Raw genomic sequence first — 22,921 nt, 5'->3', positions numbered from 1 at the left:
CCGCGCATGCGCGGCCGTTTCATCGGCTATCGCGGCTTCCGCGCAACGGGCAAGCGGGGTTGCCGAGGTGCGGAAGCGCCCCGCTTAGTCGGTGCCGTACTTGCGCGAACGCGGGCCGTACAGCAGGCCGGTCGGCGGGCCGGCCGACAACAGGCGATTGCTGGTCAGCGCGGCCACGTCGTGGGCTTCATCGGTCAGCGAATGCGCGATCTGCTTGACGGCGGCCTGCACGAGCATGCCGACGATCCCGAACCCGCCGACGTTCACGTTGTTGCCGAGTTCCTTGCCGCTCGCGCTGCCTTGCCCCTGCCACAGCACGTCGCCCGTTTTCAGGTCGACGAGCTTGGCCGACGCGGTCACCACCGTCGTGCTGTCGATGACCTGGTACACCGAGCCGTACTTCGAGACCTTCGCATACAGCGCGGCATCCGCGCCGAAGATTTCGCGCAGCTTGGCCGGCGACGTCTCCTGGATCTCGGCGGCGTTGGTCAGGCCGTTCTGCTTGAAGGCCTCGTCCATCACCGCGACCGGCACCACGTAATAGCCGGCCTCGGCGAGCGGCAGCGTCATCTGCGACAGCATCCCGTAGGTCGCCGCGACGTCGCTGGTTTCGTTGAGCGGCGGCAGCACGAGGATCGAGCGCGGCTGGCTCTTCTTGAACGCCGTGTAGTCGGCGTGCTTCACCGGCTGCGCGCAGGCGCTCAGCAGCGCGACGATCGACAGCACGGACAGCAGCTTGAATGAAATGGTCTTGAACATGGCAGGTGCGTCACTGTTTGGCGGTGTTCTGATCGGCCGGCTTCTGCTCGGCCGTTTTCTGCTCGGCCGGCTTCTTCGCCGCCGGCTTGTGCTTCATCAGGAAGTCCATGAACGGCGACGATTCCGGAAACAGCTGCTTCTCCGCCTGCAGTTCCTGTTCGGCCTGCTGTTCGCTGCCGATGCTCGCGTACAGCATCCCGAGATGCGCATGGAAGCCCGGCGGCGGCGTGTTGCCCTTCGCCCGGATCTGCTGCAGCGCCTTTTCGAGCGCGTCGATCTGCTGCTGCGGCGACGTCTTGCCCTTGAAGTACTCGTACACCTGCGGCTGGTAGCCGTTCCATTGATAGAGCGGCGGCGTGGTCGGTGCCGCGCAGCCCGCGAGCAGCAATGCGGCGGCCGTCGCCGGCAGCCAGATACCCCGTTTCATGGTCGTTTCTCTTCTGGTTGATGTGGTGAATCGGTGAAGCCGCGATGCTTACTTCGCCGGCTTCAGCGCGCCGGCGTCGACCTGGTCGACGAGATGGTTGACGGCCTCCTGGATCGCGAGGTCGAGCACCTTGCCGTTGAGCGTCGAGTCGTAGCTCGCGGTGCCGCCGAAGCCGATGATTTCGCGGTTGGACAGGCTGAATTCGCCCGCGCCCTGGCTCGACGCGATCACTTCCGACGTCGTCGTGTCGACGATGTTCAGGTTGACCTTCGCGTACGCGACCTGCGTCTTGCCGCTGCCGAGGATGCCGAACAGCTGGTGATCGCCGACTTCCTTGCGGCCGAACTCGGTCACGTCGCCCGTCACCACGTAGTTCGCGCCCTTCACCGCCTGCGCCTTCTTCATGAAGCCGGCCTCCTGCTTGATCTCCTCGAGGTTCTCGCGATCGAGCACGTTGAAGCGGCGGCTCTGCTGCAGGCGCGTGACGAGGATCGTCTTCGCCTGGCCGCCGAGGCGGTCGATGCCGTCCGAGAAGATGCCGCGCATGTAGCTCGAACGGTTGTCGAACTTGCCGACCGCGATCGCGACCGGCTTGCCCGAGTACGGGCGCTGCGCGCTGCTGACGGCCGGCACGTCGAGCGTGCGCGACGATTCGGTCGCGCAGCCGGTCAGCGCCGCGACGAGCGCCGCGGCGACGAGGACGTTGCGTCGTGTCTGGATGTTCACTGCTGATCTCCTTGCGTGGAAAGAATGCCCATGACGGGCGCGCCGGCTCGCGGGCGAGCCGGACTTCAACGCGGCCCGGCGACGTGCACGCGCGCACGCGCGCGCACCGATGCGTCGCTCGACGCGACGGGCGTCACGCAACGCGGCAGGCGTCGCGTTGGGCGCTATGCGGGAAATGAATGCGGATGCGCGCGTGACGGACGCGTCACGGCGAATGGCGGTCGGGCGGCGCAATCGTCACGATTCGCGCGCGGCGTGGTTACCCCGTTGTTCTGAATGCTGCGCTGTTGATCGCGCATGGTCGGCCCCGTATTTGGTTTTGGCGGATGATACCAAACGCGTTGTCGAATACGCTCCATCGTGAATCGAAAGCCGTCGTTCGGAACCTTGCTGCTCGTTATATCGGCAATCGGGCCGCATTCTGTAGGGGCCGTGCGGTCGCGGCACGCCCGGATCGAGCACCCGCGCGCGCGTCCTGCGGCCGCACGCGCCGGCACGCACCGCAGGTCAATCCGCCGCCTTCTGCCGCATCGTGACGAATTCCTCGGCCGCGGTCGGATGGATGCCGATCGTGTCGTCGAACTGCGCCTTCGTCGCGCCCGCGCGGATCGCGATCGCGATGCCCTGGATGATCTCGCCCGCGTCGCGGCCGACCATGTGCGCGCCGACCACGCGCTGGCTGTCGCGCGCGACGACGAGCTTCATCAGGGTGCGCTCGTCGCGCCCGGACAGCGTGTGGCGCAGCGCCTTGAACGACGTGCGGTAGACGTCGACGTCGCCGTGCACGTCCCGCGCGCGCGCCTCGGCGAGGCCGACCGTCGCGACCTCGGGCTGGCTGAACACCGCCGACGGCACCCATTCGTGATCGGCCGCGACGCGCCGCCCGCCGAACAGCGTCAGCGCGAGCAGGCCGCCGTCGCGCGTCGCGACCGGCGTGAGCTGCGGCCGCGACGTCACGTCGCCGATCGCGTGGATCGATGCGACCGACGTCGCGGAGTACGCATCGACCGCGATCGCGCCGCGCGCATCGAGCGCGACGCCCGCCTGCTCGAGCCCGAGGCGCTCGACGTTCGGCACGCGGCCGGTCGCGTAGAGCACCGCGTCGTACGGCCCGTGGTGCGCGCCGCCGACGCGCACCGCGAGCGTGCCGTCGTCCGCGCGCTCGATCGCATCCACCTGCGCGTGCGGATGAATCGTCACGCCCTGCTTCGTCATTTCGTCGGCGAGGAACTGCCGGACGTCGTCGTCGAAGCCGCGCAGGATCTGCGCGCCGCGATAGAACAGGTCGACGCGGCTGCCGAGCCCGTTGAAGATGCCCGCGAACTCGACCGCGATATAGCCGCCGCCGACCACCGCGACGCGCGCCGGCAGCGTCGCGAGCGACAGCGCCTCGCGCGACGTTATCGCGTGCTCGATGCCGGGCAGCGGCGGCAGCGACGGGCGCGAACCCGTCGCGATCGCGATGTGGCGCGCGGTGACGCGGCGCTCGCCGAGCGCGACCGTGTGCGCATCGACGAGCGTCGCGCGCGCCGCGTGCATCTCGACGCCGGACTGCCGCAGCAGGTTCACGTAGATGCCGCTCAGCCGGTTGATCTCGCGATCCTTCGCGGCGATCAGCGCGGGCCAGTCGAGCGCGCCGGCGCCGAAGGTCCAGCCGAAGCCCTGCGCATCCTCGACTTCATGCGGGTAATGCGACGCGTAGACGAGCAGCTTCTTCGGGATGCAGCCGCGCAGCACGCAGGTGCCGCCGATCTGCTCTTCTTCCGCAATGCCCACGCGCGCGCCGTATTGCGCCGACATCCGGGCCAGCCTGACGCCGCCCGAGCCGGCGCCGATCACGAACAGGTCGTAGTCGAATTCCATCGCATGCCCTCATCGAGTTCGGATGACGGCACGATAGCAAGATTCCGGTTTTCCTGCGGCGCACGGCGCCTGCGCAAAAAAAACGGCGAGAGACCATGCCTCTCGCCGATCAATCCGGCTGCCGGGTTCGCCATGCGTCACCGATCGACCGCATGCCCGGCCCGCCGGCTGCGCGACGCCGGCTCGACCGTCCGCGCGGATTGCGCCGGCGCGGCCGAGCCGGCCGCCATGCTCATGCCTGCGACGTGTCGCCGCCGTCGGTCGCCTGCGTGTCGTCCGCGGCCTGCTCGGGCTTCTCTTCCTTCTTCTCGAGCATGCCTTCGAGCGCTTCCGCGCCCTTGAAGCCCGCGACGGCCGCCGCCGCCTTGGTCAGGAGACCCGCATCCGGATCGACTTTCTCCACCGCCTCGACGGCCGCCACGGCGCCCACGATTTCGCCAACGGTGTTCAGGATACCCATCGCCTTCTCCTTTCAGGAAACTCGTGAAGCGCATCGTTCCACGAAAAAAAACCGGCTGACAGCGTTTGTCATCACCGGATACACAATTTACCCACCAGGCCGGCCGCGCGCGAACCCGCGCGCCGGAACGACGCCCGCGCACACCGCGGACCATGCGCGCAGCGTAGCGCAAACGCGTCGCGCGCACTGTCAAAGTATGTTCTGGATTGCCGACGGAACGCTTACGGGCAGCACGAGCGCCCGCGGCGCGGCGCACGGGCAAAAAAAGAGGCTCCCGCAGGAGCCTCCCGGATGCGCGCCGCGCGTGGCGCGGCACAGCTGCGACGGTTCTCGTCAGAAGATATTGCGCAGGCCGATCGCGATGCCGGTCTGGTTGCTGCGGCCCGGCAGCTGGACGTTGGCCGCGCCGTTCGTCTTGTTGAAGTCGACCGTGCCGTAGACTTCCGTGCGCTTGCTCAGCGCGTACTCGGCGATGCCGACGATCGCGTAGCGGTTGCCGCTCGCGAGCGTGCCGTTCGCGGTCATCGCGTTGCGCATGTGGTCGTAGTAGAACGCGCCCGTCAGCGTCAGCGGCGCGGTGACCTGCCAGCTCACGCCCGCGAACGGACCGTCGTCGATCCGGCCGGTGCCTTGCGCGACCGTGATCTTCTGCTGCGCGAGCAGCCCGTCGACGAAGCCCGTGTCGTCCTTCGAGCGCAGGTAGCCCGCGTAGACCTTCACCTTGCTGAACGCGTAGACGACGTTCGCGTGATAGATCGTCTGCTTGCGCGCCGAGTTGTTGCTGTTCTGCTGCGCGCCGGCCGCGATGCTGAGCGGGCCCATCACGTAAGACAGCGAGAAGCCCCACGCATTGCCCTTGCCGAGCGAGCCGGGGATCTGGCCGGAGAAGCCGCCGGGGCCGGTCGACTCATAGTTCGTACCGGTCGAGTACATCGCGGTCGCGGTCAGGCCGTTGAACGTGCCCGTGTACTTGATCTGGTTGTCCGCGTACAGCCCGCCGCCGAGCGCGACCGGCAGCCACGCGTTCTCGAGATAGTTACCGACGGTCAGCGGATCGTAGGTGTCCGACAGCAGGTCGAACAGCGGCGTCTTCTGGCGGCCGAGGGTCACGGTGCCGTACGGGCTCGACAGGCCGACGTATGCGGCACGGTTGAAGATGCGACCACTATCCGCGAACGCACCATTCTGCAGGTTCACGCCGCTCTCGAGCTTGAACAGCGCCTTCAGCCCGCTACCGAGGTCTTCCGTGCCGTAGATGCCGAAGCGGCTGTTCGTGATCGCGCCGTTCGACATCGACAGCAGGCCGTCGTTCTTGGCGTTCGCGTTGGTCAGGTAGCGGACGCTGACATCGGCGACGCCCCACAGCGTGACCGAGCTTTGTGCTGCCGCGTATTGGCTGGCGAAGGCCAGCGCGGCGCCCCCTGCGAGTGCTGCGAGTCTGGTGGTCTGCTTCATGAGCGATCCCTTATTTGTTGGTGTCTCCGTACATTGCCGGCCGCGTGCGCAGCCGGGTGGCAATCGCGGGCGCTCATGGCGCCCGCGATGTCGGCAGAATCATAAGACCAGTACGCGGAACGAAAGAAATTGAAACGTCCGCGCACGCGCGATTGTCGTCAGCGAACAACGGTCGATTGGGCGGGCGGGGATTGCGCCGGCGGGAGGCCGGGCGCGGCGCGGCGAGGACCGTGCGGGGTTGGAGGCGATGACGCTGCGTCGGGGCGCGCCGTCGTGCACGTGCAGGAGTGCTGCGGTTGCCGGTATCGGAGGCGGCGGGCCAGGGCTCGGGCAATCGGGTGCGGCGGCTGATCGGTGGCGCGATGAGTGCGCTGCAGCAACGTACCGAGACGGCTGCTCGCTGCGACGCCCCGGGGTGTCACGCCCGCTGCGATGTTACGTACTCCGACTCCGGTGCGGCGGCGTTGGTGGCGTTGGTGGCGTTGGTGGCGTTGGTGGCGTTGCCGCCATCGCTGCCGTTACCTCCATCCCCGCCCGCGCCGCCTGCCGGATCCCCCGCCCGCTGCCGCGCGCGCCGCACGATTTCGGCGAACGCGCCCGCGAGCAGCAGCACCGCGCCCCACAGCGCGACGTCCGGCACGAGCCGCGTGACGAGGCCGCCGGCCACGGCGCCCGCGAGAAAGCAGAAGCTGATCGTCGCGAGCAGCGCCGAATCGTGCAGCGCGCCGGCGTCGTAGCGCGGAATCAGCCCGACGAACAGCTTCTGCGCGGCGCGCCGCAGGTTGCCGGTCGTCATCACGGACGTGTACGACAGCGCCTCGAGGTGCGTGAACGACAGCGTCTGCAGCGTCGCGACGAACGAGATGCCGGGAATCAGCCACGCGCTCGACGCGCCGACGACGCCGCTCGCGGCGATGCCGAGAAACGCGATCTCGACGACCAGGCTCGCGAACGCGGTGTGCCGCATCCAGCCGCGCTGCGCGGCGAGCCCGAGCAGGTGCGCGACGAACACCGCGATCACGAAGCCGACGAGCGGCGGCACGTGGTGCAGCGCCGCGGCCCACTCGCCGGCCGACAGGTTGATGCCGAGCAGCGCGACGTTGCCCGTCATCGTGTTCGCGAACACGTGGCCGTGGCCGACGTACGTGTACGCGTCGAGATAGCCGCCGGACAGCGTCAGCAGCGCGGCGACCGTCAGATTGCGGCTGGCGCCGTCGAGATCCATCGATCCTCCATGTGGTGTGCCGCCCGGCCGCATGCCGCGCACGGCGGGCGATTCATCGGCGTCGGCGCGGCGGCCGGCCGCCCTTCACTGGCCGATGCCGGTGAGCCCGATCAGCGCGCCGGCCGCGAGCAGCCACAGCGGATGGATGCGCGTGCGGTAAGCGAGCACCGCGCATGCGGCGGTGATGCCCCACTGCACGGCCGTGTGGTTCGACGCGTCGGCGATCAGCACCGCGCTCGCGACGACGAGCCCCGCCGTGACGGGCACCATGCCCTGCTGCACGTAGCGCCGCCACGGCCGGTTGCGGAAACGCTCCCACGCGTGCAGCGCGAGCACCGTGACCACCGACGACGGCCCGAACTTCGCGAGCGTCGCGACGAGCAGCCCCGGCCAGCCGGCCACGTGCCAGCCGACGAGCGACACGATCATCATGTTCGGCCCCGGCGCCGCCTGCGCGAGCGCGAACAGCGCGGTGAACTCGGGCGCGCTCATCCAGTGGTGCACGTCGACGACCTGCCGCTGCATCTCCGGCAGGATCGTATTGCCTCCGCCGAACGCGAGCAGCGACAGTTGCGAGAAGATGGTCGCGAGCGCGAGCAGCGTGTCGTTCATCGCGCGCCTCCGTCATGCGGGCCGCGCTGCTGCGCGTCGTGCGGCGCGACGGCGTCGGCTGCCCCCGGCGGCGCAGCGGGCGCGGCGGCCGGTGCCGTGGCCGGTTCGGCGCGCCGCGCGGCGAGCCACACGCTGAGCGGCGTCAGCACCAGCATCGTCGTCAGCAGCGGAATGCGCAGCACCGCGATCGCGACGAACGCCAGCGCCGCGATGCCCGCCGCCGCGCGCGCGTGCCGCAGCGGCTTCGCGACCTTCACCGCCATCGCCGCGAGCAGGCCGGCCGCGGCGGCCGACAACCCGGCGAACAGGTGCCGGACGGCCGGCTCGTTCGCGGTTTTCGCATACAGCACGCCGAGCGCGACGACGACGAGCGTCGGCCCCGCGATCAGCCCGAGTATGCCGGCGAACGCGCCCGGCACGCCGCGAAAGCGCATCCCGACCGCGACCGACAGGTTGATCACGTTGCCGCCCGGCAGGAACTGGCACAGGCCGAGCAGATCGGTGAACTCGTCGGCGGAGAGCCACTTGCGCTCCTCGACGATCGTGCGGCGCGCGAACGGCAGCGCGCCGCCGAACGACATGAGGCCGAGGGACAGGAAGCCGGTGAACAGCTCGGCGACGCCGACGTCGCGCGGCGCGCCGGCGGGCGGCGGGGAAACGGATTGCATGGGAGTCCTCGATAAACGACAGGTCGAGATTACCGCCGCGCGGCCCGCCCGCAAAACGATTTTATCGGCTCTCGCTTGTGATCTAGAATCACAAGCATGGCACGCGACCTCCCGCCCTTTTCCGCGCTTCGGGCCTTTGAAGCCGCGGCACGACACGAAAGCTTCAGCGCCGCCGGCGACGAGCTGCATGTGACTCATGGTGCCATCAGCCGGCAGATCGCCGGGTTCGAGGCGTGGCTCGGCCGGCCGGTGTTCCACCGCATCGGCAAGCGCGTGAAGCTCACCGACGAAGGCCGCCAGTACCTGGACACCGTGCGTGCCGCGTTCGACAGCATCGCGCTCGCGACCGAGCGGCTGCGGCGCACCGGCGCCGCGCGCGTGCTGCGCATCAACGCGCTGCCGACCTTCGCGATGAAATGGCTGCTGCCGCGCCTGTCGCGCTTCCAGCGCGACGTGCCGAACGTGGAGCTGAAGCTGTCGACGTCGAACGTGCCGCTCGACATGCTCGACGGCTTCGACGTCGCGATCCGCCGCGGCCCGGGCCACTGGCCGAACTGCGCGAGCGGCCGCTTTCTCGACGAAAGCGTGATCCCGGTCTGCAGCCCCGCGCTGGCGAAGCGCCTGCCGATCGCGCGCGCCGACGACCTGGCGCGGCACGTGCTGCTGCATTCGGATACGCGCCCGGAAGGCTGGCGCGACTGGTTCGCGGCCGCCGGCGCGACGATGAAGGGCCGCAAGCGGCAGTCGTTCGACCACTTCTACCTGGCGCTGCAGGCGGCGGTCGACGGGCTCGGCGTCGCGCTCGGCCCGCTGCCGCTGATCGACGACGAGCTCGCGAGCGGCCGGCTCGTGATGCCGCTCTCCGGCCCGCGCATCGCGACGCGCAGCTACTGGTGGATCACGCCGCGCGAGCACGCCGGCGAGCCGGTCGTCGCGCAGTTCTGCGCATGGCTGGAAGCGCAGGCGAACGCCGGCGCGTGACATGGGGTGAAATGGCGTGACGCGGCAGGCAGCGTGGCGCCGCCCGCGCCGTGATTCGTCCCCGTCCATGACGGGCAAGCGCCGGGCGTCAGACCACCGGCCCCGGCTCCTTTTCCTTGCGCAGGATCGCGTAGAGGAGGATCGCGCCGAACGTCGCGGTGCCGATCCCGCCGAGCGCGAAGCCGCCGAACTTCAGCGAGAAGTCGCCCGCGCCGAGCACCAGCGTGACGGCCGCGACGATCAGGTTGCGGTTGTCGGAGAAATCGACCTTGTTGACGACCCAGATGCGCGCGCCCGTCACCGCGATCAGCCCGAACACGACGATCGACACGCCGCCGAGCACCGGCCCCGGAATCGTCTGGATCACCGCGCCGAACTTCGGCGAGAAGCCGAGCCCGATCGCGATCAGCGCGGCCACGACGAACACGAGCGTCGAGTAGATGCGCGTGACGGCCATCACGCCGATGTTCTCCGCGTAGGTGGTCACGCCCGTGCCGCCGACGCTGCCCGACACGATCGTCGCGAGCCCGTCGCCGATGAACGCGCGGCCGACGTAGCGGTCGAGGTTCTGGCCCGTCATCGCGCTCACGGCCTTGAGGTGGCCGAGGTTCTCCGCGACGAGGATCACCGCGATCGGCGCAAGCATCAGCATCGCGTGCGGATCGAACACCGGCGCATGGAAGCTCGGGACGCCGAACCACGCGGCATGCGCGACGATCGCGAAGTCGATCGGCTTGCCGAGGCCCATCCCGTTGGTCGCGGCCGCGTAGATCGCGTAGGCGATCACGAGCCCGACGAGGATCAGGAGGCGCTGCATCATCCCGCGCGCGAACACCGCGACGCCGCCGACGGACAGCACGGTGACGAGCGCCATCGCCGAGTCGAAGGTCGACGCGGACACGCCCCTCACCGCGATCGGCGCGAGATTCAGCCCGATCACCGCGACGATCGCGCCCGTGACGACGGGCGGCATCAGCGCCTCGATCCAGCGCGTGCCGACCGCCGACACGATCGCGCCGAGCGCGACGTACACGACGCCGCACGCGATGATGCCGCCGAGCGCGACCGGGATGTTCGGGTTCGGGCCGCTGCCGCCGTAGCCCGTCACCGCGATCACGAGGCCGATGAACGCGAAGCTCGAGCCGAGGTAGCTCGGCACCCGGCCGCCGACCAGCGCGAAGAACAGCAGCGTGCCGACGCCGGACATGAAGATGCACAGGTTCGGGTCAAAACCCATCAGGAGCGGCGCGAGCACGGTCGAGCCGAACATCGCGACGACGTGCTGCACGCCCATCGCGATCATCTGCGGCCACGACAGGCGTTCGTCGAGGCCGACGACGCGCGCGGCCGCGCCGGGCGGTTGCACCCGCCAGCGCGGGAAATAGGAATCGGACATCGGGACACGCTCCTGTCTTGTCGGTCGCCGGCTGCGGGGGATGCGCCGGTCTGGAATCTGGCGCGCAGTGTACGGAGCGGAAATAGGGCTGGCAAGCGCGCCGCCGCACGCGCGGCAATGGCGCGCCGGGAGCGGGCTTGCGGTATGACGGGGGAACGAGTCGGCCGGGCGGCCGTGGGTCACCGCGCCGGTCGCCGCGCGGGCGACCGGCACGCGCACCGCGCGACGTGAGCGAAGGCTCACATCGCACGATGCTGCGCGCCGATCAAGGATTGACGTACTGGAACAGCGACAGGTTCTGCATTTGCACGAACGCCTTCTGCGCGCCGGTCAGCGCGTTCTGCAACTGCGTGAACTGGCTGATCGTCGACACGATGTTGGTGCTCGTCAGGTCTGCGAGATTGCTGGAAACCTGCAGCGAGTTGGTCTGCGTGACCGCCTGCATTGCCTTGATTTCCTGCTCGCGGCCGCCGACGTCCGCCTGGATCGTCGTGACGTTGCGCATCGTGTTGCCGACCTTGATCGAGCCGGTCATCATCGCGTTCGACAGCGCGGCGGCCGCGACGGGATTGCCCGTCACCGGCGTCTTCAGCGCGGCGACGATCGAATCGAGCGTCGAGAACACGTCGGCGCCGCCGGTTGCCTGCGGGCCGGGCGTGACCGAGAACGAGTCCCCGGCCGACGGCGTGCCGGACACCGCGACCGTCATGCCGCCGCCGAGCGATATCGCCGCGCCGGCCGTATACGGCTGCGCGGCCGTCGTGGTCGGCGGCTTGGCCGACGAATCGGTGACCGTGTAGGTCGGCGCGGCCGGCGTGCCGCCGAACGTGATCGCGAAATGATGGCCGTTGGTCGCGGCCGACGGGCTCGTCACGGTCACCGCGGTAATCCGGCCGGTGCCCGTGTTGGCGGCGTCCGCCGCCGGCACCGGGACGCTGCCGAGCGACTGCACCGACATGAACACGGCGGCGCCGTTGTCGCCTTGCGCGACGCTGCTCGAATCGCCGATCTGCACCTGGCGCGTGCCCGAATCGCCGACATACGACACGGTGCCGTTCGGGCTGCTCGTAAACGGCGCCGACGAATTGTTGACCCCGGCGAACAGATAGTTGCCCGCGCCGTCGTCCGAGTTCGCGATCGTCAGCAGCTGGTCGCGATAGCCTTGCAGCTGGGTCGCGAGCGCCGCACGGTCGCTGTCGGCGAGCGAACCGTCGCCGGCGCGCACGGTCAGCGTCTGCACGCCGGTCAGCACGGTGCTCACGCTTTGCAGCGTCTGGTCCTCGGCCTGCAGCGACGCCAGCGCCGCGCTCTGGTTGCTCGTGTACTGCGACAGCGTCGCCGACGTCATCGACAGCTGCACCGCCTGCGCAGCGCCGACCGGGTTGTCCGCGGGCGTCGTCAGGCTCACGCCGCTCGACAGCTGCTGGTACAGCTGCGCGAGCTGCGCCTGCTGGTCGTTCATCGTGGCGACGTTCAGCTGGAAAAACTGGGCGCTGGAAATTCGCATCGCTTCAATCCTCGAAATCCGGTCAGTTGAACAGGCCAAGCACGGTCTGGAACAGCGTCGACGCCGTCTGGATCACCTTCGCGTTCGCCTGGTAGAGCTGCTGGTACTGCATCAGGTTGGCCGCTTCCTCGTTCTGGTTCACGCCCGACACCTCCTGCTGCGCCTTCGTGATCTGGCCGACGAGCGCGGTCTGCGCGGCGTTCGACGACTTCAGCTGGCTCGCGGTGTTGCCGATCCCGTTCACGTAGTTCGCGTACGCGCCGGTCAGCGTCGTCGTGCCGTTGCCGAGCGTCTTCGCGGTCACGAGCTGCGAGAGCGCGAGCGCGTTGCTGCCGTCGCTGGTGCCGCCCGAGTACGGGCCGATCTTGAAGGTGTCGCCGGTGCTCGGCGTGCCCGACAGCGTGATCGTCACGCCGTTGATCGCGCCCGCCGCGGTGCCCGTCATCGTCATCGTCGCGCCCGTCGCCGGGGTGTACGGCACCGTCGTCGTCGGGCCGGCGATCGGCACCGTGGTCGGCGGCGTGCCCGCGATCGTCACCGTCGTGCCGGCAGGGAAGCCGGACAGCGTGTTGGTCGTCGCGTCGTAAGTCAGCGTCGTGCCGCCGGCCGGAATCTGATAGCCGGCGGTCACCGCGCCTTGCGTGATCTTGCCGGTGCCCGTGTTGGTCCCCGACGCCGACACGGCGACCGGCGACGCCGCCGCGATCGCCGAGCCGTTCGCGGTCGCGAGCGAGAACCCGCCGAGCGCGCCGCGCGTCGGCAGCACCGTGAACGAATCGCCGGCGTTCATCGTGCCGGACGAGAACGAGAAGTTCAGCCCGCCGATCGAGCCCGGCATCGACGTCGACGTGCCGACCACCGAGCCGTTCGCGCGGTCCGTCAGCGTGTACTTGGCGCCGTCGTACGACAGCGAGTAGTCGCTCGTCGTCGGCTGCGAAGGGTTCGCGAACGACACGTTGAGCGTCGCGTTGCCGGTGTTCGCCTGGTTCGCGAACACGGTCGGGCTGCCGGTCGAGAACAGGTTGCCGCCGGGATTGCCGGACAGGTCGACGCCGAGCGCGTTCTGCGCGTTGACCTGCGCGGCGAAGCTGGTCGCGATCGCGCCGAGCTGCGCCTGCGCGGGGTCGAGCGTCTGGCGGCGGAACGCGAGCAGGCCGCCGAGCGTGCCGCCCGACAGCGACGCATCCGGCAGCGCCTGGTTCGGTCCCGGCGGGTTCGCGCCGGCGATGCCCTGCGACACGATGGTCAGCTCGCTCGGGTCCGACGACGACGTGACGGCCGCGAGCGTATAGCTCTTGTCGGCGACGACGAGCGGCTGGCCGCCGGCCATGAACACGCTGTAGCCCTGGTCGTTGCGCACGACCTGGATGCCCGCGAGGCTCGACAGGTTCGACACCGCCTGGTCGCGCTGGTCCATCAGCTGGTTCGGCGGCTGGCCCTGGCTGCCCGCCGTCGCGATCTGCTGGTTCAGCTGCGCGATCTGCGTCGTATACGTATTGATCTGCGCGACGGTGGCGGACAGCTGCGTGTTCACGCTCTGGCGCAGCGCATCGTATTGCGCGCCGGCCGCCTTCAGCTGGTCGGCCAGCACCTGCGCGTTGCTCATCGCGGTCTGCCGCACCGACGTGTCGGCCGCCTTGTTCGCGACGTTCTGCAGCCCGGTGAAGTAGTTGGTGATCGCGGTCGAGATCCCGGCCGTCGGGCTGCCGACGTAGTTGTTCAGCTGCGCGACGAGCGTATTCCAGGTCGACAGCGCGCCGCCCTGGGTCTGCGCGCTGTTCAGCTGGTCGCTCAGGTACTGGCTGTACTGGCGCTGGACGGTGACGGTGTTCACGCCCTGCGGCAGGTAGCCGCTGCCGGTGTACTGGCCGCTCGCCTCCGCGTAGACCGGACGCTCGATCGTGTAGCCGGGCGTCGCCGCGTTGGCGATGTTGTTGCTGGTCGTCGTCAGGCCCCAGATGGCGGCGTTCAGGCCGCTGATACCGAGGTTCATGAGTGTATTGGACATGCGCGATCCTGAAGGGTCGGCCGCGCTGCGGCCGCCGGGTTGCGTGACTCCCGGTATAACGGCCGCGGATCGAAAAAATTGAGGGGAAAATGCGGGCCGCCGTGCGCAATCGCAGCGGGCGGCCGGGGCGCGCCCCGCCGACCGGCGGGCGCGGCGAACGACGTCAGGCGCGCGCGAGCTGGCGGCGCTTCATCTCGAGCTGGGTGATCAGGCGCTGCAGCGTGTTCTCGGCGCTGCCCGGCAGCGACATGAAGCGAAAGCCGAGCTGGTAGCGCCGCGTGCCGTTCGGCACCTCGGTCGAGCGCTGCGACACGAGCTGCAGGTCGAGCGACAGCTTGCCGTGCCCGTTCAGCTCCAGCTCGACGTCGGGCAGCACCGTGCCGAGCTCGAGCGCCGCGACGCGCTCGTCGGCCGTGCGCAGCCCGACCCCGCCGAGCGACAGGTTGTGCACCTCGAACAGGAAGCTCTCGCCGTCCGGCAGCTTGCCGCGGCACAGGTACGGATCGATGATCGGCGCGTCGACCCGGAAATATTCGCGCCGCTGGATGCAGTACAGCACGTCCGGAAAGTCGGCCTCGAACGCGGGCAGCCCCTCGTAGCGGGTCTCGCGCGGCGCGCCGGTGCCGAACTCGACGCGCACGCCTTCCGGCGAGGCCGAGAACTTGCAGTGCGCCGCGGCGAGGATGCCGCTGTTCTGCTCGGCGAGCGCGCCCCAGTCGAACGTGAAGGTGCGCGCGCCGACGTCGACCTCGAGCAGCCGGGTGACGAGCTGGCCGCCCGGGTACTCGACGGTCAGGAAATCGCCGCGGTTCACGAGGTTGCGCAGCTGCACGCCGATTTCCAGCGGATTGCGGCGGGCGTAGTCGGGCCCGGAGTGCCCCGCGTCCTGGCTCGGGTCCATCGACAGTTCGATATTCATGGCTTGCCGGTCTCTTTCTTGTCATGAGCGCCCGGGAACCGGTGCGCAAAAAACCGGGCCAGATCGTTGGCCCGGTCGCAGGTCTCTCACACTTAGCGGCAGTGCTGCCCGAAAGTTTAGATCGATTTTCCGATATTTTTCGCGCAAACGTTCAAAACCGCGCGCGGCGGGGCCGGGCGCGGTCCGAAAACAGGAGCCGGCAAGGGGGACGGCGGCGGCCCGGTCAGCCGATCTGCTGCATGATCGAGATGAGCTTCTTCGCGTAGTTCGGGTCGGTCGCGTAGCCGGCCTTCTGCATCCCGTGCGCGAAGCCCTCGACGCTGCGGCTCGCGCTCAGCACGCCCGCGTAGCGCGGATTGTTCTTCAGCAGGTTCGCGTAGTCGGTCATCGCGTGCTCGTAGGAGTCGTACGCGCGGAACTTCGCGACGACGCGGCGCGGCTCGCCGTTCACGTATTCGGTCGTCAGCGCCGACACCGTGCGGCCGGTCCAGCCCTTGGTCGCCTTGATGCCGAACACGTTGTAGCTCGTCGAGCCGTCGGCCGCGCGGATCTCGCGCTTGCCCCAGCCCGATTCGAGCGCGGCCTGGCCGACGATGAAGCGCGCCGGCACGCCGGTCGTCGCGCTCGCCGCCTGCGCCGGGCCGGCGAGCCGGTCGACGAATGCATCGGCGTCGGGCGAGCCGCCCGCGCCCTTCACCGGCGGCGTCAGCGCGCTGCCCGCGGAATAGCCGCGCCCGCTCGCCAGCGCGCCGTTGTTGCCGGCCGCGCTCGCGTAGGCGCGCGCCATCGCGTTCATCGCGGCCATGCCGCCCTCGTTGCCGGCGATGCCCGCGCCGGCCATCCCGAGCCCGGCCGCGCCGGCGTCGGCCGAACCGGCCGCGCCCGCGCCGAGGTTCGCGTTGCGCATCAGCTGCTTCATCAGCGCGTCGGCCACGCCGATCCCGCGCGACGACATGTGCTGCGCGAGCTGCTGGTCGAGCATCGACGTGTACATCTTCGACGTGCTCGAGTCGAACAGCCCGCCGTCGGGCGTCGCATCGCGCATGCTCTTCAGCATCATCTGCGTGAACATCGCGTCGAACTGGCCCGCGACGAGCTTCATGCCGGCCTGCGGCGACTGCTTGACCTGCGCGCGCAGCGCGTCGAAGCCCTGCACGTCGAGCGCGAAGCGCTGCGACAGGTCGTTCGCGTTGGAGAAGTTCGCGGAATTCGCCATTTAGATGATCTCCAGGTCCGCGCGCAATGCGCCGGCCGCCTTCATCGCCTGCAGGATCGACATCAGGTCCGCGGGCGTAGCGCCTAGCGAGTTGAGCGCCTTCACGACGTCGGCGAGGTTCGCGCCCGCCGTCACCATCTTCAGCGCGCCGTTGTCCTGCTTCAGCTGGATCTGCGACTGCTGCGCGGCGACCGTCTGCCCGTTCGAGAACGGCCCCGGCTGCGACACGACCGGCTGCGTGTTGACGACCACCGACAGGTTGCCGTGCGCGACCGCGCAGCTTTGCAGCGTGACCATCTGGTTCATCACGATCGAGCCCGTGCGCGCGTTGAGGATCACCTTCGCGGCGGCCTTGTCCGGGCTCACGTCGAGGTTCTGCAGGCGCGCCATGAACGCGACCTGCTGCGCCGAATCGGCCGGCGCCGCGAGCTGGATCGTGCGGCCGTCGAGCGCGGTCGCGGTGTTCGGCCCGAAGCTGCCGTTGATCGCCGACACGATGCGCTGCGCGGTGCCGTAATCCATGTCGTTGAGCTGCAGCTGCAGCATCCCGTTCATCTGCGCGACCGCGTTCGGCACCGAGCGCTCGACGATCGCGCCGCCGGCGATGCGGCCCGACGCGAGCTGGTTCACCTGCACGCGGCTGCCGTTCGCGCTCGCGCCCGCGCCGCCGACCGCCATGTTGCCCTGCGCGAGCGCGTACACCTGCCCGTCCGCGCCCTTGAGCGGCGTGAGCAGCAGCGTGCCGCCGCGCAGGCTCTTCGCGTTGCCGAGCGACGACACGGTGACGTCGACCGCCTCGCCCGGCCGCGCGAACGGCGGCAGCGTCGCGGTGACCATCACCGCCGCGACGTTCTTCAGCTGCATGTTCGACAGCGACGAGCCGCCGCCGTTGGCCGAGCCGTTGTTGATCGAGATGCCGAGGTTCGCGAGCATGTTCGCGAGCGTCTGCGTCGTGAACGGCGTCTGCATCGTCTGGTCGCCGGTGCCGTCGAGACCGACGACGAGGCCGTAGCCGATCAGCGGGTTGTCGCGCACGCCCTGGATCTGCGCGAGGTCCTTCAGGCGCTCGGCGCGCGCGGCCGCCGGCACGAGCGCCAGCACGCAGCAGGCGGCGAGCGCGCAGCGCACGGCGGCCGATCGGTTCGATCGGGCGAGGTGGCGCATCACGCGCACGAGCATGGTACGCATCGTCATCACCACGGCGAAATGTTGAGGAAGAAGCGCTGCAGCCAGCCCATCGTCTCGGCTTCGTTGATGTAGCCCTTCGCCGAGTATTCGATCTTCGCGTCGGCGACCTGCGTCGAGAAGACCGAGTTCGCGCCGGAGATCGTGTTCGGGTTCACGACGCCCGAGAAGCGCACGAACTCGTTGCCCTGGTTGATCAGCATCTGCTTCTCGCCGCTGACGATCAGGTTGCCGTTCGGCAGCACGTTGGTCACGGTCACCGTGATCGTGCCGTTGAACGTGTTCGCCGCGCTCGCGCCGCCGGTCGCGGTGAACTTGTTGCCGCCCGCCGCCGACAGGTTCGCCTTGGCGAACAGCCCGCCGAGGAAGCCGGCGGTCGGCACGTCGAAGTTGGTGTTGCCCGCGCGGTTGGTGTTCGCGCCGGACGACTTCGTCGCGTTGATGTTCTCGGCGATCACGATCGTCAGGATGTCGCCGACGTTGCGCGGGCGCTGATCCTCGAACAGCGGCCGGCCCGCATAGCCCGGGTTGTAGATCGAGCCGGGCGCCTGCATCGACGGCGGAATCGGCGGCTGCGCCGACATCGGCTGCTGGATGATCGGCTCGCGGGGAATCTGCGCGCAGCCCGCGAGCGCCGCCGCCGCGAGCACGCAGGCGGCGCGGGCGGTGGCGAACGGGAAGTGACGAACCTGCTTCATTGCTGCGGCGACGAGTGATTCCGGTTAGCTCTTCATCTGCGTGACGTTCTGCAGCATCTGGTCGGAGGTCGTCACGGCCTTGCTGTTGATCTCGTACGCGCGCTGCGTCTGGATCATGTTGACGAGCTCCTGCACGACGTTCACGTTCGACGCTTCGACATAGCCCTGGTTGAGCGAGCCCGCGCCGTTCAGGCCCGGCTGCGACACGTTCGGCGCGCCCGACGACGTGGTCTCGGCGAACAGGTTCTCGCCCTTCGCCTCGAGGCCGGCCGGGTTGATGAAGGTCGCGATCTGGATCGAGCCGATCTGCACCGCGTTGTTCGAGCCCGCCTGCTTGACCGACACCACGCCGTCCTTGCCGATCGTCAGCGCCGTCGCGTTCTGCGGCACGGTGATCGCCGGCAGGACCTGGTAGCCGCTCGACGTGACGAGCTGGCCCTGCGCGTTGGTCTGGAACGAGCCGTCGCGCGTGTACGCGTTCGTGCCGTCCGGCATCAGCACCTGGAAGAAGCCCGCGCCATCGATCGCGAGGTCCTTCGAGTTGCCGGTCTGCTGCAGGCTGCCCTGCGTGTACAGGCGCTCGGTCGCGACCTGCTGCACGCCGGTGCCGAGCTGCAGGCCCGACGGCAGCTCGGTCTGCTGCGTCGAGTTCGCGCCGGGCTGGCGGATCGTCTGGTACAGCAGGTCCTCGAACACCGCGCGCGAGCCCTTGTAGCCGTTGGTGCTGACGTTCGCGAGGTTGTTCGAGATCACGTCCATCTGCGCTTGCTGCGCGTTCATGCCGGTAGCGGCGATGTAGAGCGAACGGTTCACTTTGAATTGACTCCTTCGTTGGCTGGCGTCAGCTGAAATTGAGCAGCTGGTTCGCCGACTGCTCGTTCTGGTCGGCGGTCTGGATCATCTTCGACTGCAGCTGGAACGCACGCGCGTTGTCGATCATCGCGACCATCGCGTTCACCGGGTTGACGTTGCTGCCTTCGAGCGAATTCGGCACGACGACGACGTTCGGGTCGGCGTCCGCCGGGTTGCCGTCGGTGGTGCGGAACAGGCCGTCGTTGCCGCGCGTGATCGTCGCCGGATCGGGATTGACGAGCTTCATCCGGTCGATCATCGCGACCGCGGTCGGCGGGTCGCCCGGCATCAGCGCGGACACCGTGCCGTCCTTGCCGATCGTCACCTCGGCATTCGGCGGCACCGAGATCGGGCCGCCGTTGCCGACCACCGGCAGGTTGCTCGCGTTGACGAGCTGACCGTCCTGGTTGACGTGCAGGTTGCCGTCGCGCGTGTACGCCTCGCTGCCGTCGGCCAGCTGCACGGACAGCCAGCCGGCGCCCTGCACCGCGACGTCGAGCGGATTGCCGGTGCGCGAGATCGGCCCCGGCGCGAAGTCCGAGCCGGGCGTCGACGACAGCACGTAGGTGCGCGTCGTCGTCGGGTCGATGGTGCTGCCGTCGCCGAAATTCATCGGCACCGCACGAAAGGTCGCGAGCTGCGCGCGAAAGCCGGTCGTCGACGCGTTCGCCAGATTGTTCGCGACGATCGCCTGCTGGTCGAGCGCCTGCGACGCGCCCGTCATCGCCGTGTATATCAGTCGGTCCATGGCTGCCGGTTATCCGCGCGTCAGAGGTTGATGACCGCCTGGTCGACGGCCTGCTGCGTCTTGATCGTCTGCGCGTTCGCCTGGTAGTTGCGCTGCGCGGTGATCAGGTTGACGAGCTGGGCCGTCAGGTCGACGTTCGAGTTTTCCAGCGCGCTGCCCTGCAGCACGCCGTGGTTCGTGCTGCCCGGCGCGGAGATCTGCGGCACGCCCGACGCGGAGGTCTCGGCGTACTGGTTGCCGCCGAGGTTCATGAGGCCGTTCGGGTTGTTGAAGTTCGCGAGCGCGATCTGGCCGAGCACCGCCGTCTGGCCGTTCGAGTAGTTGCCGGTCAGCTTGCCGTCCGCGCCGATCGAGAAGGTCGTCAGCGTGCCGCTCGCGTAGCCGTCCTGCGCGAGGTTGTTCACGCCGTCCTTGCCGCCGTACTGGGTCGTGCCGGTCAGGTCGAGCGTCAGCGGCTGCGGCGTGAAGGAGCCGCCGGTGGCCGGGATCGTGAACTGGAACTTGCCGGTCGAGCCGGTGACGGGCGCCAGGGGCGTCGTGCTCGCGATCTGGCCCGACGTGTTGAACTTCACCGAGCCGAGGTCGGTCGGCGTCTGTCCCTTGACGCCCGAGTAGACTTCCCACTGGCCGGCCGTCGCGCTCTTCACGAAATACATGTCGACCTGCTGCGCGCCGCCGAGCGTGTCGTACACCTGGATCGACGTCGAGTAGTTGTACGACGTGTTGTCGGTCGCGGAGAACGGCGTCGTGGCCGGCACCGCGTCCTGCGAGTTCAGGTTGAACTGGCCGGTGATCCTGGTCGTCGCGGTCGGCGCGAGGTTGGCGGTCGGCGCCTGCAGCGGCACGGTCGCCGCGGTGTTGATCACGCCGCCCGCGGTCGCGTTGTAGCCCATCAGGTTGCGGCCCTGCGAATCGACGATGAAGCCGTTCTTGTCACGCTGGAACGTGCCGTCGCGCGAATACGTGACCACGCCGTTGTTCGACATCTGGAAGAAGCCGTTGCCGTTGATCGCGACGTCGAGCGCGTTGTTCGTCGTGTTGATCGTGCCCTGGCCGAAGCTCTGCTGCACCGACGAGATCCGCGTGCCGATGCCGATCTGGGTGTTGACCGACGTCGCGACCGAGTTCGCGTACATGTCCGCGAACTGCGCGGTGCTCGACTTGAAGCCGACCGTGTTCGCGTTCGCGATGTTGTTGCCGATCACGTCGAGCGCGTTCGACGCACCCGAGAGGCCGCTCAGACCCTGTTGATAACCCATTTCGGTCTCCGTTTCGTGGAAGCTGAATCAGTTGGTGGTGGTGCCGCCGGTCGACGACGACGCGTTCGGGAAAATCGACGCGACCTGGGTGAGCCCCACCGTCGTGCCGTTCGACAGCACGAGCCCCGCCGTGCCGTCCGCCTGCTTGATCACGCTCTGGACCTGCGCGGCCGTCAGCGAGGTCGCCGTATACGTCTTGCCGTCGCTGCCGACGTACTGCGCGGTGACCGTGTACTTGCCGTCCGGCAGCGTGTTGCCCGCCGCGTCGGTCGGCTTCCAGTTGAACGGCACGGTGCCGGCCGACTGCCTGCCCGCGTTGATCGAGTTGACGACGACGCCCGCGTCGTTCTTCACCGTGATGGTCAGGTTCGACACGTCGTTCGACAGCTGCACGCCGAACGGCGACGCCGCGCCGCCCTTCACCGCGACGCCGTTGCCCGGCGCGAGCACATTGGTGCCGATCAGCATCGCGGCCTGGGTCTGCTGGCCGGCCGTGAGCTGCGTCGACAGCGACGTCAGCGACGAGTTGAGCTGCGCGATGCCGCTCACCGTGTTGATCTGCGCGAGCTGCGAGGTCATCTGCGAGCTGTCGACCGGGCTGGTCGGGTCCTGGTTCTTCAACTGCGTGACGAGCAGCTTCAGGAACGTCGACTGCAGGTCGCTCGCCGACGTGGTCGACAAGGTGCCGGTGGTCGACACCTTGTTCGTGTTCATCGTGTCGGTCGGCAGCGTCGACGTGCTCGTGCCGTTGCCGCCGATCGTCGTGTTGGAGGATGTCATCCTGGTGGCCTTGGGTCGGAACTGTCGGAACTGTCGAATCTGGCGCGGCGCGCGGCTTACGTGCCGATCGTCAGCGTCTTCAGCATCAGTTGCTTCGCGGTGTTCAGCGTCTCGACGTTGGCCTGGTACGAGCGCGACGCCGAGATCATGTTCACCATTTCCTGCACCGGATCGACGTTCGGCATCTGAACGTAGCCGTTCGCGTCGGCGGCCGGGTTCGCCGGGTCGTAGGTCGACTTCATCGGCGACGGATCGTCGATCACCTTCGCCACGCGCACGCCGCCGACGCCCTGGCCGGACGCGGTGCGCGCGCGGCCCTGCGGATCGGCCGCGAACACGACCTGCTTCGCCTTGTACGGCTTGCCGTCGGGGCCGGTCGCGCTGTCGGCGTTCGCGATGTTCGACGCGGTGACGTTCAGGCGCTGCGACTGCGCGGACAGCGCCGAGCCGGCAACGCCGAAGATGTTCATCAACGAGGGCATGGAGGCTCCTTATGCTCGATGCGGATTGCGGTCACGAGTTCGACGTGATCGCGGCGATCATCGCCTTGATCTGCTGGGTCATCACGGTCATCCCGCTTTCGTAGTGCAGCGCGTTGTTCGCGAACTGCACGCGCTCGACGTCGAGCTCGACCGTGTTGCCGTCGAGCGCCGGCTGCGTCGGCTGGCGGTATTGCGGGCGGCCGTAGTCGTCGGCCGGCCCGCCGGTCGGGATCAGCTTCGCGTTGCCGGCCATGTGGCCGGGCGCCGTCGACGCCATCGTCATCCCGCTCGTCACGCCGGCCGGCTGCGCGAGCGGCAGCTGCGCGGCGTTGCTCGGCGCGACGCCGCCGTTCACCTGTTTCAGCGAGCGGGCGAGCGTCGACGAGAAATCGACGTCGCGCGCCTGGTAGCCCGGCGTGTCCGCGTTCGCGATGTTCGACGACAGCAGTTCCTGCCGATAGGCGCGCACGTCGAGCGCCTGGCGGCCGAATGCGAATTCGGCATCGAGTCTGTCCAGCATGTGTGCGTCTCTCCGTTTGAAGCGCTGCACCGCTCTTTCGCCGCACGGCGGCCAAAGAGGCTTTTTTCCATGACACGCATGGTAGGCGGCGCCCGCAACCGGCAATCGGGCGAATAACGCGGCAAAGCCCCCCTCTATTCATCGTTTGCGCGGCGGCCCCGCTCCCTAGAATGCC

23 protein-coding genes are annotated in these 22,921 nt (G+C 68.8%); 1 reads left to right on the top strand and 22 read right to left on the bottom strand.

Translation table 11 applies throughout. The features are described from left to right. Positions 1 to 84: 84 nt before the first annotated feature. From WJ35_RS12165 to WJ35_RS12125, 9 genes are all read right to left on the bottom strand, one after another. Positions 85 to 759, bottom strand: coding sequence for a DUF799 domain-containing protein (locus WJ35_RS12165; RefSeq protein ID WP_069239223.1), 675 nt, complete (start codon positions 757 to 759; stop codon positions 85 to 87). A 10-nt stretch (positions 760 to 769) separates the two neighbouring features. Beyond that, a complete protein-coding gene (locus WJ35_RS12160; protein WP_042586491.1) occupies positions 770 to 1,186 on the bottom strand; it encodes a DUF4810 domain-containing protein in 417 nt (138 codons plus the stop codon). Between the two features lie 48 nt (positions 1,187 to 1,234). Next, positions 1,235 to 1,912, bottom strand: coding sequence for a CsgG/HfaB family protein (locus tag WJ35_RS12155; RefSeq protein ID WP_045567045.1), 678 nt, complete (start codon positions 1,910 to 1,912; stop codon positions 1,235 to 1,237). Positions 1,913 to 2,419: 507 nt separating this feature from the next. After that, positions 2,420 to 3,775 carry a glutathione-disulfide reductase gene (gene gor / locus WJ35_RS12150; RefSeq protein ID WP_069239222.1) on the bottom strand — a complete coding sequence of 452 codons (1,356 nt, stop codon included), beginning with the start codon at positions 3,773 to 3,775 and terminating at the stop codon, positions 2,420 to 2,422. 232 nt (positions 3,776 to 4,007) lie between these two features. Continuing rightward, positions 4,008 to 4,235, bottom strand: coding sequence for a hypothetical protein (locus WJ35_RS12145; RefSeq protein WP_059823898.1), 228 nt, complete (start codon positions 4,233 to 4,235; stop codon positions 4,008 to 4,010). 333 nt (positions 4,236 to 4,568) lie between these two features. Then, on the bottom strand, positions 4,569 to 5,690 hold the full coding sequence (locus tag WJ35_RS12140; protein WP_060235070.1) for a porin: 1,122 nt from the start codon (positions 5,688 to 5,690) through the stop codon (positions 4,569 to 4,571). A gap of 418 nt (positions 5,691 to 6,108) precedes the next feature. Further along, positions 6,109 to 6,915, bottom strand: coding sequence for a YoaK family protein (locus tag WJ35_RS12135; RefSeq protein ID WP_069239221.1), 807 nt, complete (start codon positions 6,913 to 6,915; stop codon positions 6,109 to 6,111). A gap of 84 nt (positions 6,916 to 6,999) precedes the next feature. Beyond that, entirely contained in the window at positions 7,000 to 7,527 is a 528-nt protein-coding gene (locus tag WJ35_RS12130; protein WP_069239220.1) for a chromate transporter, read from the bottom strand. Next, on the bottom strand, positions 7,524 to 8,195 hold the full coding sequence (locus WJ35_RS12125; RefSeq protein WP_060235073.1) for a chromate transporter: 672 nt from the start codon (positions 8,193 to 8,195) through the stop codon (positions 7,524 to 7,526). The genes WJ35_RS12130 and WJ35_RS12125 overlap by 4 nt, the downstream gene beginning before the upstream one ends. Positions 8,196 to 8,291: 96 nt before the next feature. Between WJ35_RS12125 and WJ35_RS12120 the strand changes: the two genes are divergently transcribed. Then, a complete protein-coding gene (locus WJ35_RS12120) occupies positions 8,292 to 9,176 on the top strand; it encodes a transcriptional regulator GcvA (RefSeq protein ID WP_060235074.1) in 885 nt (294 codons plus the stop codon). 88 nt (positions 9,177 to 9,264) lie between these two features. Here WJ35_RS12120 and WJ35_RS12115 read toward each other — a convergent pair whose 3' ends face one another. From WJ35_RS12115 to flgB, 13 genes are all read right to left on the bottom strand, one after another. After that, positions 9,265 to 10,572 (bottom strand): solute carrier family 23 protein, encoded by a 1,308-nt coding sequence (locus WJ35_RS12115; protein WP_060235075.1) that lies wholly within the window; start codon positions 10,570 to 10,572, stop codon positions 9,265 to 9,267. 265 nt (positions 10,573 to 10,837) lie between these two features. Further along, positions 10,838 to 12,079, bottom strand: a complete 1,242-nt coding sequence (gene flgL / locus WJ35_RS12110) for a flagellar hook-associated protein FlgL (RefSeq protein WP_069239219.1) — start codon at positions 12,077 to 12,079, stop codon at positions 10,838 to 10,840. A gap of 22 nt (positions 12,080 to 12,101) precedes the next feature. Further along, positions 12,102 to 14,087 carry a flagellar hook-associated protein FlgK gene (flgK, locus tag WJ35_RS12105; protein ID WP_060235077.1) on the bottom strand — a complete coding sequence of 662 codons (1,986 nt, stop codon included), beginning with the start codon at positions 14,085 to 14,087 and terminating at the stop codon, positions 12,102 to 12,104. 163 nt (positions 14,088 to 14,250) lie between these two features. Beyond that, positions 14,251 to 15,006 carry a flagellar brake protein gene (locus tag WJ35_RS12100; protein WP_010098155.1) on the bottom strand — a complete coding sequence of 252 codons (756 nt, stop codon included), beginning with the start codon at positions 15,004 to 15,006 and terminating at the stop codon, positions 14,251 to 14,253. Between the two features lie 223 nt (positions 15,007 to 15,229). Next, the gene (gene flgJ, locus WJ35_RS12095; RefSeq protein WP_060109086.1) at positions 15,230 to 16,222 is read right to left on the bottom strand and encodes a flagellar assembly peptidoglycan hydrolase FlgJ; all 993 of its coding nucleotides are present in this window, start codon (positions 16,220 to 16,222) and stop codon (positions 15,230 to 15,232) included. Further along, on the bottom strand, positions 16,223 to 17,422 hold the full coding sequence (locus WJ35_RS12090; protein WP_029226313.1) for a flagellar basal body P-ring protein FlgI: 1,200 nt from the start codon (positions 17,420 to 17,422) through the stop codon (positions 16,223 to 16,225). Further along, a complete protein-coding gene (gene flgH / locus WJ35_RS12085; RefSeq protein WP_010090430.1) occupies positions 17,416 to 18,105 on the bottom strand; it encodes a flagellar basal body L-ring protein FlgH in 690 nt (229 codons plus the stop codon). The genes WJ35_RS12090 and flgH overlap by 7 nt, the downstream gene beginning before the upstream one ends. 24 nt (positions 18,106 to 18,129) lie before the next feature. Next, positions 18,130 to 18,918, bottom strand: a complete 789-nt coding sequence (flgG, locus tag WJ35_RS12080) for a flagellar basal-body rod protein FlgG (protein WP_010090429.1) — start codon at positions 18,916 to 18,918, stop codon at positions 18,130 to 18,132. 28 nt (positions 18,919 to 18,946) lie between these two features. After that, positions 18,947 to 19,705 carry a flagellar basal-body rod protein FlgF gene (gene flgF, locus WJ35_RS12075; protein ID WP_059487648.1) on the bottom strand — a complete coding sequence of 253 codons (759 nt, stop codon included), beginning with the start codon at positions 19,703 to 19,705 and terminating at the stop codon, positions 18,947 to 18,949. Between the two features lie 20 nt (positions 19,706 to 19,725). Then, entirely contained in the window at positions 19,726 to 20,964 is a 1,239-nt protein-coding gene (gene flgE / locus WJ35_RS12070) for a flagellar hook protein FlgE (protein WP_069239218.1), read from the bottom strand. A 27-nt stretch (positions 20,965 to 20,991) separates the two neighbouring features. Then, complete coding sequence (locus WJ35_RS12065; protein ID WP_069239217.1) at positions 20,992 to 21,744, bottom strand: flagellar hook assembly protein FlgD; 753 nt, start codon at positions 21,742 to 21,744, stop codon at positions 20,992 to 20,994. 56 nt (positions 21,745 to 21,800) lie between these two features. Further along, positions 21,801 to 22,226 carry a flagellar basal body rod protein FlgC gene (gene flgC, locus WJ35_RS12060; protein ID WP_010090425.1) on the bottom strand — a complete coding sequence of 142 codons (426 nt, stop codon included), beginning with the start codon at positions 22,224 to 22,226 and terminating at the stop codon, positions 21,801 to 21,803. Between the two features lie 31 nt (positions 22,227 to 22,257). Beyond that, entirely contained in the window at positions 22,258 to 22,746 is a 489-nt protein-coding gene (flgB, locus tag WJ35_RS12055) for a flagellar basal body rod protein FlgB (protein WP_010090424.1), read from the bottom strand. Positions 22,747 to 22,921: the final 175 nt, after the last annotated feature.

The organism is Burkholderia ubonensis, assembly GCF_001718695.1.
Taxonomy (GTDB): Bacteria; Pseudomonadota; Gammaproteobacteria; order Burkholderiales; family Burkholderiaceae; genus Burkholderia; species Burkholderia ubonensis_B.
This window is presented reverse-complemented; position numbering and strand designations above follow the sequence as displayed.